Source organism: Acidovorax sp. SRB_24, assembly GCF_012931925.1.
The window spans coordinates 1-12965 of record NZ_MWOM01000077.1 but is presented as its reverse complement, the minus strand read 5'-3'; the positions used below and the strand labels follow the sequence as shown (position 1 = coordinate 12965).

The window sequence follows — 12965 nt, the reverse complement described above, 5'->3', positions numbered from 1 at the left end:
GCCAAGGCTTTCACCTTGGCGGACAGGCGGCTCTTGTCGCGAGCGGCCTTGTTCTTGTGGAAGATGCCCTTGTCCGCAATGGTGTCCACCACGGCTTGCATCTTGGCGAACAGTTCGGTCGCCTTGGTCTTGTCGCCGGTCAGAACGGCTTTTTCAACGTTCTTGACGGCGGTGCGGTATTTGGAGCGCAGTGAGGTGTTCGCGGCGTTGAGCTTCGTGTCCTGGCGGACGCGTTTGCGGCCCGAAGCCAGGCGCGGGTTCTTTTTCTTGGGTTTAGCAGATGCCATGATGTAGGTTCCTTGTGTCTGAGGATGATGCCAGCAAAGCCGGAGATTATAGCGTAGGCCGTCTTTCGGCCTTGCCGCCCCCGCGGCGGCGCGCGGGAAGGTAAAAAGGCGCAACAACGCCCGGCAGGCCGCCTGCACCCCAGAGGCCAGCGCATACACTCGGCGCGGTGTCACTGCTCAAAGCCGCCTCCGTTGTTTCCGTTCTGACCCTGGCATCGCGTGTCACGGGCCTGGCGCGCGACCTGATCATGGCGTCGATGTTCGGCGCCAACGCGCTGACCGACGCGTTCAACGTCGCCTTCCGCATCCCCAACCTGTTTCGCCGCCTGTTCGCCGAAGGGGCCTTCAGCCAGGCCTTTGTGCCGGTGCTGGCCGCCGCCAAGGCCCAGCACGGCGAGGACGCCACGCGCCAGCTCATCAGCCACGTGGCCACGGTGCTGGCGTGGGCGCTGCTGGTGACCTGCGTGGCCGGCGTGTTGGGCGCGCCGCTGCTGGTCTGGCTGCTGGCCAGCGGCCTGCGCCAGAGCGCCGAGAGCTTTGACGCGGCCGTGGTCATGACGCGCTGGATGTTCCCGTACATCGGCTTCATGTCGATGGTGGCGCTGGCCGCCGGCGTGCTCAATACCTGGAAGCGCTTTGCCGTGCCGGCCGCCACGCCCGTGCTGCTGAACCTGTGCATGATCGCCGCCGCCTGGCTGGGCGCACCGCTGCTGGCCGCGCGCGGCATCGAGCCCATCTATGCGATGGCCGGCGGCGTGATGGCGGGCGGTATGCTGCAGCTGGCGGTGCAGGTGCCGGCGCTGCTGCGCCTGGGCCTGCTGCCGCGCATCGGCCTGAACCTTGCTGCGTTGCGCGCGGCCTGGGCCGACGCCGACGTGCGGCGCATCCTGCGCCTGATGGCGCCAGCCTTGCTGGGCGTGGGCGTCGCGCAGATCTCGCTGATGATCAACACGCAGATTGCGTCGTACCTAACGCCGGGCAGCGTGACCTGGCTGTTCTATGCCGACCGGCTGATGGAGTTCCCCACCGCGCTGCTCGGCGTGGCGCTGGGCGTGGTGCTCACGCCGCAGCTGTCGGCGGCCAACGCCGCCGGCGACGCGCGCAGGTATTCCGCCATGCTCGACTGGGGCCTGCGCATCGTCGTGCTGCTGTCCGTGCCCTGCGCCGTGGGCTTGCTGGCCTTTGCGCAGCCGCTGGTGGCCACCCTGTTCCACTATGGCGCGCTCAAGGACAGCGACGTGGGGCAGATCGCGCTGGCCCTGGCCGGCTATGGCGCCGGCCTGGTGGGCCTGGTGGCGATCAAGGTGCTGGCGCCGGGCTACTACGCCCGCCAGGACATCCGCACGCCGGTGCGCATTGCGGTGGTGGTGCTGGTCGTGACCCAGCTGCTGAACCTGGCCCTGGTGCCGCGGCTGGCGCACGCCGGCCTGGCCCTGTCCATCGGATTGGGAGCGCTGGTCAATGCCGGATGGCTGCTGTGGGGGCTGCTGCAGCGCGGCAGCTACCAGCCACAGCCGGGCTGGGTGCTGTTCTCTCTGCAGGTGGCAGCCGCCAGCGCCTTGCTGGCGGTGTTCCTGCTGTGGGGCGCGCAGCACTTCGACTGGATCGCGCTGCGCGCGCACCGCGCGCAGCGCGTGGGGCTGCTGGCGCTGATGCTGTGCGCCGCCGCGGGGGTGTATTTCGCGGTGTTGCGGGTGGCGGGCCTGCAGCTGCGCGACACGCTGCGGCGCTGATCGGGGTTTTTCGGGGAGCGGCTTGACGCGCAGCGGCCTGCCCTTTACAACGCTTTCATGTTGCCGAGCTTTGCCGTTCCCACCCCGCTGGAGTACTTTGCCGCGCTGGTGCAAAGCGACGAGCAGTTCCCGCTGTTCGAGGCGGCCGCCAGCATCGCCCAGGACGAATACCCCGCACTCGACGTGCAGCAGCTGCTGGGCGACCTCGACCAGCTGCAGGCGCGCCTGCAGCGCCGCCTGGCCGCCGATGCCCCGGCGCTGCAGCGTCTGCGCACGCTGAACCAGTTCTTCTTCGGCGACCTGGGCTTCGGCGGCAACGTGAACAACTATTACGACCCCGAAAACAGCTACCTCAACGCCGTGCTGCGCACCCGGCGCGGCATCCCGATCTCCCTGGGCGTGCTGTGGATGGAGTTGGCCCAGGGCATGGGATTGCATGTGCGCGGCGTGGCGTTTCCGGGGCATTTCATGGTCAAGGCACTGCTGCCCAAAGGGCAGGTGCTGATCGATCCGTTCACCGGCCAGTCGCTTTCGCGCGAAGAGCTGTCCGAGCGGCTGGAGCCCTACCAGCGCAGCGCTGGCATGAGCGGCGACGAGGTGCCCATGGGCCTGTACCTGCAGGCGGCGACGCCGCGCGACATCATTGCGCGCATGCTGCGCAACCTCAAGGAGGTGCACCGCTCCCAGCAGGACTGGCAGCGCCTGGTGGCCGTGCAGGACCGCCTGGTGGTGCTCTTGCCCGAAGCCTGGGGCGAGTGGCGCGACCGGGGCCTGGCCCATGCCGAGCAGGGCCACTCGGCGCAGGCGGTCAAGGATTTGGAGACCTACCTGGCCCATGCGGAGGCAGAAATGGACAGCGGCGGCATTGCCGAGCGCGTGGCCGAGCTGCGGCGCACGGCGGGCTGAAAATGTGACCGTCTGAGGCTTCGTGTGTGGGTTTGTAAGGCGCGTTGACGGTGTGATATCCCATCGGTAAATTGCCCGCTGTGCGTTGCACCATCAGGGTGCAGTGCTTCAAAAAACATACTCAATGGGGGTCTAGATGCGTGCATTCAAACGTGTGGTGGTTTCTTGCCTGGTGGCCGGATTGAGCTTGTCGGGCCTGCCGCTCACGGCGCAGGCTGCCATCGTGGGCACCGACCAGGTGCTGGCGGCCTCCGCATCGGGCTCCGACCGCGATCGGGTCAGCACCTTCCTGGCCCGTGACGATGTGCGCACCGCCCTGCAGGGCCAGGGCGTGAGTGCCGACGCCGCCATGGCGCGCGTGCAGGCCATGTCCGACGCGGAGGTGGCGCAGTTGGCCTCGCGCGTGGACCAGGCGCCAGCGGGCGGTGATGTCCTCGGGGTGGTGTTCACGGTCTTCATCGTCCTGCTGATCACGGACATCCTCGGGCTGACCAAGGTGTTCCCGTTCACCCGCTCGGTGCGCTGATGCCGCTTCGCCGCGCTGGCTGGAGGACCCCCGCTGCGGCGGGGGTTTTGCTTTGGGCGCTGCTGCTGTCGGGGTGCGCCTCGCCACAACTCAGCGCTCTGGACCAGCACTGGCCACCGGCCTTGCCGCCTGCCGTGCTGCTCAAGGGCGTGCCATTTTTTGCGCAGGAGGACCACCTGTGCGGCCCGGCCTCGCTGGCCATGGTGGCGCAGGCTGCGGGCGTGCGGGTGACACCTGGCGAGCTGACCGAGCAGGTCTATGTGCCGGGACGCCAGGGCGCGCTGCAGCAGGAAATGCTCGCGGCCACGCGCCGGCAGGGTCTGGTGGCCTATCCGCTGGCGCCGCGCCTGCAGGACCTGCTACAGGAAGTGGCGGCCGGGCAGCCGGTGCTGATCCTGCAGAACCTGTCGCTGCCGATCGCACCCCGGTGGCATTACGCGGTGGTGATCGGCTACGCCCGCGAGCGCAACGAGGTCGTGCTGCATTCCGGCGTGACCGAGCGCATGGTGATGGCGCTGTCCACGTTCGAGCACACCTGGGCGCGTTCCGGGTACTGGGCGATGCGTGCGGTGAAGCCCGATCGTCTGCCGGTGACGGTCGAGGCCGAGACCTGGGCGACGGCCGCGGCGGCGCTCGAGCGCGTTCATCCGCGTGCCGCGCAGACGGCCTATGCCACGGCGCTGGCCCGGTGGCCGGACCAGCGGGCCAGCCTGCTCGGGGCGGGCAATGCGGCGTATGCGCTGCGCGAGCGGGCGCGCGCTGCGGAGGCCTATGCACTGGCCACGCGGGTGCACCCCAACTTTGCCGACGCGTGGAACAATCTGGCGCAAGTGCGGCTGGAGATGGGCCAGCGGCGTGCGGCCCGCGCTGCGATCGAGCGCGCCGTGGCGCTGGGCGGGCCTCGCCTGGCCCAGTACCAGGAACTGCAGCAAAAAATCAGGGCGCGGTGAAGAGCGTTGTGTGCGCTGCCGAGTGCACGCCGGCCCGATTCCATGCTTTTGCAGGAAATCGGCTTGTAACGCTTATGCAGTAAGCGTTAGAAGCTATGATTTTTGAATCACATCGGCGAAAGGGCCGCTACACCAGCCGCGCGGCGAACAACTCTTTTTTCAGGTACGCATAGAACAGTGGCGCCGCCACCAGCCCGGCCGGGCCAAAGACCGCCTCGGCCACGAACATCACCGCGAGCAGCTCCCACACGCCCATGTGGGTGCGCTGGCCCACCACTTTGGCGTTGATCACGTATTCGGCCTTGTGGATCAGGATCAGGAAACCCAGGCAGGCGACCGCGGCTGCGGGCGACACGGACAGGCCTACCAGGGTGATGACCGCGTTGCACACCAGGTTGCCGACGATGGGCACCAATCCCGCCACAAACGTGAGCGTGATCAAGGCCGGCGAGTAGGGCAGGTGCAGGTCCCACAGCGGCAGCACACCCAGCAGGAACACGGCGGTGAGCGCGGTGTTGAAAGCGGCGATCCAGAATTGCGCGGCCACGATCTGGCGGAAGGCGTCGCCAAAGCGGGTGATGCGCAGGTGCAGCTGCTGCGCCAGCGGCCGGTGAGCAGACGCCACGGGGCGCACCGCGGCCAGCGCGCCGATCAGCAGGCCCACGTAGGCGTGGAGCAGACCGCCGAGCCAGGCCCGGCCTGCCACCGCCAGCGTGCCGGCCTTGGCCGCGAGGTAGCTGGCGAGGGTTTTCTGGATCTCGGCCGCGCCCTCGGGCAGCAGGGCCGCGATGTCGGACGGCAGCTTCAGGCGCAGCTCAAGCACTGTGCGCGCCAGGTAATCGAGCAGCTCGCGGTACTGCTGCGGCGCCTCGGTGATGTAGCCGCGCGAATGCGACAGGCCGAGCATCAACAAGGCCAGCGGTGCCAGCATGACCAGCGCTGCCGCGCAGATCTGGGCCCAGCGCAGCAGCAGGGGCGTCAGCGGCTTGCGGCGCCCCAGCCGCGCGAACTGCCAGGCCAGCCAGCGCGTGACGAGAAAGCCCAGGCAGGCGAACAACAGGCCTGGCAGCAGCCCATGCCCCAGCAGCAGCCACAGCGCGCCGGCCATCAACGCATAACTGGCCACCCGCACGCCCAGCGGCGCGGACGGGGCCGACACGGGCGCCGCAGGCATCCCCATTGCGCGCTGCGGTGTCAGGCGACCACGACGGCGGCGCCGTCACCGCGCGGCGCAATGGCGCCGATGGTGTGCACTTGCTCACCGGCTGCGCGCAGCATCGCCGCGGTGGCCTCTGCGTGGGCGGCATCGACCACCACCACCATGCCAATGCCGTTGTTGAAGGTGCGGTTCATCTCGATGTCGTCAATGCCAGCGGTTTTCTGCAGCCAGGCAAACAGTTCGGTCTGGGGCCAGCTGCCCTTGGCCAGGTGCGCCGCCATGCCTTCGGGCAGCACGCGCGGGATGTTCTCCAGCAGACCGCCGCCCGTGATGTGGGCCAGCGCCTTGATGGGGTGCGCGGCCAACGCGGCCAGCACGTTCTTCACGTAGAGGCGCGTGGGCTCCATGATGGCCTGCTTGAAGGGTTTGCCGTCGAGCGTGGCGGGTACCGCCTGGGCGGCCTCGGCGCGTTCGATGCACTTGCGCACGAGCGAAAAGCCGTTGGAGTGCACGCCGCTGCTGGCCAGGCCCAGCACCACGTCGCCCACCTGCACGTTCTGGCCCGCGAGGATCTTGGATTTTTCGACCGCACCGACGGCAAAGCCGGCCAGGTCGTATTCGCCAGCGGGGTACATGCCGGGCATTTCCGCCGTTTCCCCGCCGATCAGCGCGCAGCCGCTCAATTCGCAGCCAGTGGCGATGCCGCCGACGACGGCCGCTGCCGTGTCCACATCGAGCTTGCCGCAGGCGAAGTAGTCGAGGAAGAACAGCGGCTCGGCACCCTGCACCAGCACGTCGTTGACGCTCATGGCGACCAGATCGATGCCCACGGTGTCGTGCATGTTCCATTCGAACGCCAGCTTGAGCTTGGTGCCCACGCCGTCGGTGCCGGACACCAGCACGGGTTCCTTGTAGCGCTTGGGCACCTCGAACAGCGCGCCGAAGCCGCCGATGCCGGCCATCACGCCCTCGCGCATGGTCTTTTTGGCCAGCGGCTTGATGCGTTCAACCAAGGCGTCGCCCGCGTCGATGTCAACGCCGGCGTCTTTGTACGAAAGGGGGGTAGGGGTGTGGGCAGAGGAGCTCATGGCAGGGGTGGCGCGGACCAGCGCGCCAGCAGACTAAAATTTGCGCAGATTCTACGGGTTGCGCGCGCTGCGCCCCCCGGTGCCGCCCCATCCCCACACCGCCCAGCCGACCAGCCCACCGCCACATGCCACGTTTTGCCACACCCCGCTGCACCTGCGCACGCGCAGGCGGGTCGCCGCCATGAAGCAGCTTGCCCTGGACATCGGCCTTGCGCCCGTTCCCACGCTGGAGCGCTTTTTTGCCGGGCCCAACACCGCCGCGCTGCAGCACCTGCAGCACGCCGTGGGCAGCGCCGCCGACCACGCGCCGGTGCCGACCTACCTCTGGGGCGAGTCGGGCAGCGGCAAGTCGCACCTGCTCAAGGCCGTGCGCGAGGCGCTGCGAGATCACGGGGCGAGCGTGGGCTGGCGCGATGCCACGAGCAAGTACGCCCCGGCCTTCGACGAAAAATGGACCGCCGTCATCCTCGACGACGTGCACCTCTACAGCACCTCGCAGCAGAACGTGGCGTTCAACTGGTTCATCAACGCCATGAGCCCGGCCAATGGCGTGCAGCGCTGGGTGCTGGCCGCCGGCAGCCTGCCGCCGGCCGACCTGCCGCTGCGCGAGGACCTGCGCAGCCGCCTGGGCTGGGGCCATGTGTTCCAGCTGCAGAGGCTTGGCGAGAGCGAGCTGCGCGCTGTGCTGCGCCAGCAGGCCGACGCGCGTGGCGTCTTCCTCGGCGACGAGGTGATGGACTACATGCTGCGGCGCTTCTCGCGCGACCTGGGCAGCCTCATGCAGCTGCTCGAACAGCTCGACAGCTACGCGCTGCGCACCCGGCGCGCCATCACCATTCCGCTGCTCAAGGACATGCTCGATTCCGAGTGATGCCCTGTGTGCGCTTTTTTGACCGCTTTTTTCCGTACCGCATGAACCCTGACCCCCCGGCATCCCGCCCCCGGCTGGCGCTGTTCGACCTCGACCACACGCTGCTGCCCATCGACTCCGACTACGAGTGGGGCGAGTTCACCACGCGCATCGGCTGGAACGACCCGGCCGAATTCAGCCGCCGCAACGCCGAGTTCTTTGCCCATTACCAGGCCGGCACGCTCGACGTGCACGACTATGTGCGCTTTGCCATCGACGCCGCGCGCCTGCGCGGCCCTGAAGCGGCGGCCCAGGCACATGCCCGGTTCATGCGCGAGGTGGTGGAACCGGCCATCCGCCCGCAGGCGCTGGCCCTGCTGCGCCAGCACCAGCAGGCGGGCGACATGGTGGTCATCGTCACCGCCACCAACGAGTTCGTCACCGCGCCGATCGCCCAGGCGCTGGGCGTGCCCGAATTGCTGGCGGTGCAGCTCGAGCGGGGCACCGACGGCTGGTTCACCGGCGCGATTTCCGGCGTCCCGTCCATGCGTGCCGGCAAGGTCACGCGCATGGAGCAGTGGCTGGCGGCGCGCCAGCTGGGCTGGGGCAATGTGCACAGCACGTTCTACAGCGATTCGCTCAACGACCTGCCGCTGCTGGAGAAGGTCGACGAGCCCGTGGCCACCAACCCCGATGTGCGCCTGCGCGCGCTGGCCGCGCAGCGCGGCTGGCGCATACTGGACCTGTTTTAGTCCGAGGAGGGCGCTGCCGGCAGCAGGGCTGGCGCGGCGGCCTCCATCCAATCACAAGAATTCATGATCAAGACGTTCATCGACAAACTGCTGGGCAAAGCCAAACCGGGCGCCCGCAAAGCACGCATGCCACAGTTCGGCAAGCGCGAGGAAGTGCCCGCTTCGGTGCACGGCATCGACCCCGAGCGCGTGGACCGCCGCGCCGTGGACGTGGTGCGCACGCTGCAGCAAGCGGGCTTCGAGGCCTACATCGTCGGCGGCGCGGTGCGCGACCTGCTGCTGGGCCTGCGCCCCAAGGATTTCGACGTCGCCACCAATGCCACGCCCGAGCAGGTCAAGGGCCTGTTCCGCCGCGCCTTCATCATCGGCCGGCGCTTTCGCATCGTGCACGTGGTGCACGGGCGCGGCCGCGAGAATGAGGTGATCGAGGTCTCGACGTTCCGCGCCTACATGGACAACGCCGCCGCCGAGCAGGTCAGCGGCAACGAAAAGACCAGCCGCAATGCGCTGGCCGGCATGACGCACGCGGTGGATGCCAGCGGCCGCGTGCTGCGCGACAACGTCTGGGGCCCGCAGGACGAAGACGCCACGCGGCGCGACTTCACCCTGAACGCCATGTACTACGACCCCGAGACGCAGATCGTGGTCGACTACCACAAGGGCATTCAGGACGCCAAGAAGAAGACGCTGCGCATGATCGGCGACCCGGCCACGCGCTACCGCGAAGACCCGGTGCGCATCATCCGCGCTGTGCGCTTTGTCGCCAAGCTCAGCAAGCTCGGTTTCACGCTCGACGCCAAGACGGCGGCGCCGCTGGTAGAGTCGCAGCAGCTGCTGGCCGACGTGCCGCAGAGCCGCATGTTCGACGAGATGCTCAAGCTGCTGCAGACCGGCCACGCCATCGCCACCATCGAGCAGCTCAAAAAACTGGGCCTCTCTCGCGGCATCTATCCGCTGCTCGACGTGGTGGTCGAGCGCGCCGACACCGACTTCGTGCGCGCGGCCCTCACCGACACCGACCGCCGCGTGGGCGAAGGCAAGCCGGTGGCGCCAAGCTTCCTGCTCGCCTGCGTGCTGTGGCAGGACGTCAAGAGCGGCTGGGAGCGGCGCCTCAACGAACGCCAGCACCCGCTGCCGGCGCTGCAGGAGGCCATCGACGAGGTGTTCGACAAGCGCATCGGCGATGTGTCCGGGCGCGGCAAGCTCGCCGCCGACATGCGCGAGATCTGGGTCATGCAGCCGCGCTTTGAAAAGCGCGCCGGCCGCGTGCCCGAGAGCATGGTGGCGCAGCTGCGCTTTCGCGCAGGCTTTGATTTCATGCGCCTGCGCGCCGATGTCGGCGAGGTCGATGAGGCCTTGGCCAGCTGGTGGCAGGAGTACAGCACCGCCGACGAAAACCGCCGCTACGACCTCATGGAACAGGCGCGCGAGGAGCAAAAGAGCCGCACCCGCGCCCAGCCCGTGGTGCGGCGCGTGCCACGCGCGGCGCCCGCCGCCGCGCCCGCTGTTGCGCAGACCCAGCTGGCAGAGCAGCCCTTCGGCGGCGAAGGCGCCGACGACGGTGCGCCCAAGAAGCGCCGCCGGCGCCGGCGCAAGCCCGGTGGCGGCGAGGGCGGCGGCCCAGGTGAAGGCCAGCGCAGCAGCGCCGCGCCTGCTGCGGACCACGACTGAGCGGTGGCGCGGTCCTCGCCTCCGCCATCGCACACATGATTCCGGCACACGCCACGCCTGCGTGGATTGGGCTGGGCGCCAACCTCGGCGAGCGCGCCGCTGCGCTGCGTGCGGCCCTGGCGGCCATCGCGGCCTTGCCCGGCACGCGCGTGCTGCGCGTTTCGTCGCTCTACCGCAGCGCACCGGTCGGCGCGGGTGGGCCGGACTACCTCAATGCCGTGGCCGAGATCGCCACCACGCTGGCGCCGCAGGCCTTGCTGGAAGGGTTGCAGGCCATCGAGCAGGCGGCAGGGCGCGAGCGCCCCTACCGCAATGCGCCGCGCACACTCGACCTGGACATTCTCTTGTTTGGCGACGCGCCCATCGAGACCCCCACGCTCACCGCGCCGCACCCGCGCCTGCACGAGCGCGCCTTCGTGCTGCTGCCGCTGGCCGAAATTGCGCCGCAGCACGTGGCGGCGGAAGCGCTGCAGGCGGTGGCGTGGCAGCACATCGAGCGCCTCGATGCTGCCTGGTAGACGCTATTAAAAAAATAGCTTCCAACGCTTGATAGGTAAGCGTTAGAAGCATTTTTTATGCATATTTGGTGTGCCCGGCCAGGATGGGGCCGGACACCGCTGGCGGCGGGGATCAGTCCACCGTTGCGCCCGAGGCCTTCACCAACTTTTGGTACTTGCTGCGCTCGGCCGCCATGAAGGCGTCGAACTGTTCGGGCGTGGTGGCCACCGGCTCGGCCAGCAGGGAGGCAAAGCGGGTCTTGGTTTCGGGCGCATGGAGCGCCGCGACAAAGGCCTTGTTGAGTTTGTCGATCACAGGCTTGGGCGTGCCGGCCGGTGCGACCAGGCCCCACCAGGTGTCGATCGCGAAGCCTGGGAAGGTGCTCGACAGCGGCGGCACGCCGGGCAGCGCGGGGCTGGCCTGCAGCGAGGTCACGGCCAGGGCCTTGAGTTTGCCGGCGCGGATGTTGGGCGCCGCGGTTGCCAGGTTGTCGATGTTGAAGTCCACCTCGCCGGCCAGCAGCGCCAGCTGCGCCGGGTTGCCGCCGCGGTAGGGAATGTGCAGTGCAAATATGCCGGCGCGCTGCTTGAACAGCTCGCCCGCCAGGTGGCCCGCGCTGCCGTTGCCGCCGCTGCCATAGTTGAGCTTGGCGGGGTTGGCCTTGGCATAGGCGATCAGGTCGGCCACCGAATGGATCTTCAGGCGTTCGGCCTTGTCGGCATTGATGACCAGCACGTTGGGCACGCGCACCATTTGCGTGATGCCTGCGAAATCCTTGGCCGCGTCATAGGGCATGCGGCTGTAGAGCCAGGGGTTGACGGCGTGCGTGGCGGTGGCGGCGATGCCGATGGTCATGCCATCGGGTGCGGCCTTGGCGACGGCGTCGGCACCGATGTTGCCCCCTGCGCCGCCCTTGTTGTCAATGATGACCGTGCCGAGCGAGTCGCGCACGCGCTCCGCCAGCGCGCGGGCCGTGACATCGAGCGGTCCGCCGGGGGCGTAAGGCACGATCAGGCGGATGGGCGCGTCTTGCGCCTGGGCCAGGGGAGAGGCCAGGGCGGCGGCCGTGGCGAGGGTGGTAAGGAGGAGGTTTCTGCGGTTCATAGCCCTCCATTGTGCAAAAAAATTGCGCTTGGCGTGGGTTTGGGGACTGGTTTGCAGGATTCTTGCGGCAACGCAGCGGTTGGCGCAGCAGCCTACGGGTGTTTGTCGGCTTCGGACGTGAATGCGTCGGCAAAGAACTCCTCGGGCGGCAGGCAGCGCTGGGCGCTGTAGGCGTCGCGCGCGGACTCGACCACGATGGGCGCGCCGCAGGCATAGACCTGGTGGCCCGAGAGGTCGGCAAAGTCGTCGAGTACGGCCTGGTGCACGAAGCCGGTGCGGCCATGCCAATGGTCGTCGGGCAGCGCGTCGGACACCACGGGCACGTAGGCGAGGTTCGGCATGGCAGCCAGGCGCTCGCGCACCCAGGTGTCCATGTACAGGTCTGCCGGGCGCCGGCCGCCCCAGTACAGCGTGGCGGGGCGCGTGATGCCCTTGAACTGCATGTGTTCGAGCAAGGCCTTGATGGGCGCAAAGCCCGTGCCCGAGGCCAGCAGCACGATGGGCTTGTCGCTGTCCTCGCGCAGGAAGAAACTGCCATAGGGGCCTTCGATGCGCAGGATTTCCTTTTCCTTCAGTGCGCCAAACACATGCTCGGTGAACTTTCCGCCGGACATGTGGCGGATGTGCAGCTCCAGGCCGGGGGCCTCGGCCTGGGTGTGGGGCGCATTGGCCATCGAATAGGCGCGGCGCACTCCGCCCTGCAGCAAGAATTCGACGTACTGGCCGGCGTGGTAGCGGAAGGTATCGGCCGCCGGAAGCTGAAGCCGCACCTGCATCACATCGTGCGACTTTTTCTCGAGCGCGGCCACGCGCACCGGCATTTTCTTGATCGGGTAGGCGCTTTCATCGGTGACCTGGCGCGACTCCAGCACCACGTCGGATTGCGCAACGCCGCAGCAGGTGAGCACGAAGCCTGCGGCCTCTTCCTCGGCGCTGAGTGCCTTGGCCTGGTGCTCGCCATGCACCACCGTGCCGTCGAGCTTCTTGCACTTGCACGAGCCGCAGGCGCCGTCCTTGCAGCCGTAGGGCAGGCCCACACCCGCGCGGATGGCAGCGGCCAGCATGGCTTCGCCCGCGGTGGCCGCAAAAGTGCGCCCGCTGGGCTGCACAGTGATCTGGAAAGGGGCGCTCGCGGTCGCGGCATCGGTCATGTCTTGGGTATCCTTGCTTGTTCTGATTACTGGCCAAGCCTGCAATTTTGCCTTCAAACCAAAACCCCCTCGGCGCCCTGCCAGCGCGCTTTCGGCGCCAGCGCCTGCTCATCGTGGGCTGTGGCGACATCGGCCTGCGCGTGGCGCGCGACCTGCACGGGCCGGCCGCGGGCCGCCCGCGCGTGCGCGTGCTGGCACTCACCTCCAGCCCCGAGCGGGTGGCGCCGCTGCGCGCGCTGGGCATCACGCCGCTGCCCGGCAACCTGGACGACCGTGCCACGCTGCGCCGG

General features: G+C 68.5%; 14 protein-coding genes. 9 read left to right on the top strand and 5 right to left on the bottom strand.

The genetic code is table 11. The features are described 5' to 3' along the window. The coding region (gene rpsT, locus B2J89_RS18475; protein ID WP_169170419.1) for a 30S ribosomal protein S20 at positions 1-287 on the bottom strand (287 nt) is incomplete at its 3' end. Between the two features lie 167 nt (positions 288-454). Here rpsT and murJ point away from each other — a divergent pair. The 4 genes from murJ to B2J89_RS18455 all read left to right on the top strand — a co-directional run bounded on the left by murJ (position 455) and on the right by B2J89_RS18455 (position 4402). Continuing rightward, complete coding sequence (gene murJ / locus B2J89_RS18470) at positions 455-2020, top strand: murein biosynthesis integral membrane protein MurJ (RefSeq protein WP_169170414.1); 1566 nt, start codon at positions 455-457, stop codon at positions 2018-2020. Positions 2021-2077: 57 nt separating this feature from the next. Further along, positions 2078-2926, top strand: coding sequence for a SirB1 family protein (locus B2J89_RS18465; protein WP_169170413.1), 849 nt, complete (start codon positions 2078-2080; stop codon positions 2924-2926). A gap of 136 nt (positions 2927-3062) precedes the next feature. Further along, on the top strand, positions 3063-3452 hold the full coding sequence (locus B2J89_RS18460) for a PA2779 family protein (protein ID WP_169170412.1): 390 nt from the start codon (positions 3063-3065) through the stop codon (positions 3450-3452). A gap of 122 nt (positions 3453-3574) precedes the next feature. Next, a complete protein-coding gene (locus B2J89_RS18455) occupies positions 3575-4402 on the top strand; it encodes a PA2778 family cysteine peptidase (protein WP_205763892.1) in 828 nt (275 codons plus the stop codon). 127 nt (positions 4403-4529) lie between these two features. Here B2J89_RS18455 and B2J89_RS18450 read toward each other — a convergent pair whose 3' ends face one another. Both B2J89_RS18450 and purM read right to left on the bottom strand, forming a co-directional pair. Beyond that, positions 4530-5582, bottom strand: coding sequence for an AI-2E family transporter (locus B2J89_RS18450; protein ID WP_169170410.1), 1053 nt, complete (start codon positions 5580-5582; stop codon positions 4530-4532). 14 nt (positions 5583-5596) lie between these two features. Further along, complete coding sequence (gene purM, locus B2J89_RS18445; RefSeq protein WP_169170409.1) at positions 5597-6649, bottom strand: phosphoribosylformylglycinamidine cyclo-ligase; 1053 nt, start codon at positions 6647-6649, stop codon at positions 5597-5599. Between the two features lie 181 nt (positions 6650-6830). Between purM and hda the strand changes: the two genes are divergently transcribed. From hda to folK, 4 genes are all read left to right on the top strand, one after another. Further along, positions 6831-7520: a DnaA regulatory inactivator Hda gene (gene hda / locus B2J89_RS18440; RefSeq protein WP_169170408.1), complete on the top strand. Its 690-nt coding sequence runs from the start codon at positions 6831-6833 to the stop codon at positions 7518-7520. Positions 7521-7561: 41 nt separating this feature from the next. Continuing rightward, entirely contained in the window at positions 7562-8251 is a 690-nt protein-coding gene (locus B2J89_RS18435; protein ID WP_169170407.1) for an HAD family phosphatase, read from the top strand. A gap of 63 nt (positions 8252-8314) precedes the next feature. Further along, on the top strand, positions 8315-9922 hold the full coding sequence (gene pcnB / locus B2J89_RS18430) for a polynucleotide adenylyltransferase PcnB (protein WP_169170406.1): 1608 nt from the start codon (positions 8315-8317) through the stop codon (positions 9920-9922). Positions 9923-9957: 35 nt separating this feature from the next. Next, positions 9958-10440, top strand: a complete 483-nt coding sequence (gene folK / locus B2J89_RS18425) for a 2-amino-4-hydroxy-6-hydroxymethyldihydropteridine diphosphokinase (protein WP_169170405.1) — start codon at positions 9958-9960, stop codon at positions 10438-10440. Positions 10441-10552: 112 nt separating this feature from the next. Here the strand turns inward: folK and B2J89_RS18420 are convergent, their stop codons facing one another. Both B2J89_RS18420 and B2J89_RS18415 read right to left on the bottom strand, forming a co-directional pair. Then, positions 10553-11524, bottom strand: coding sequence for a tripartite tricarboxylate transporter substrate binding protein (locus tag B2J89_RS18420; protein WP_169170404.1), 972 nt, complete (start codon positions 11522-11524; stop codon positions 10553-10555). Positions 11525-11616: 92 nt separating this feature from the next. Beyond that, on the bottom strand, positions 11617-12675 hold the full coding sequence (locus B2J89_RS18415; RefSeq protein WP_169170403.1) for a CDP-6-deoxy-delta-3,4-glucoseen reductase: 1059 nt from the start codon (positions 12673-12675) through the stop codon (positions 11617-11619). 47 nt (positions 12676-12722) lie between these two features. Between B2J89_RS18415 and B2J89_RS18410 the strand changes: the two genes are divergently transcribed. Next, positions 12723-12965, top strand: a 243-nt coding sequence (locus B2J89_RS18410; RefSeq protein ID WP_205763891.1) for an NAD-binding protein, incomplete at its 3' end; no start/stop codon positions are given.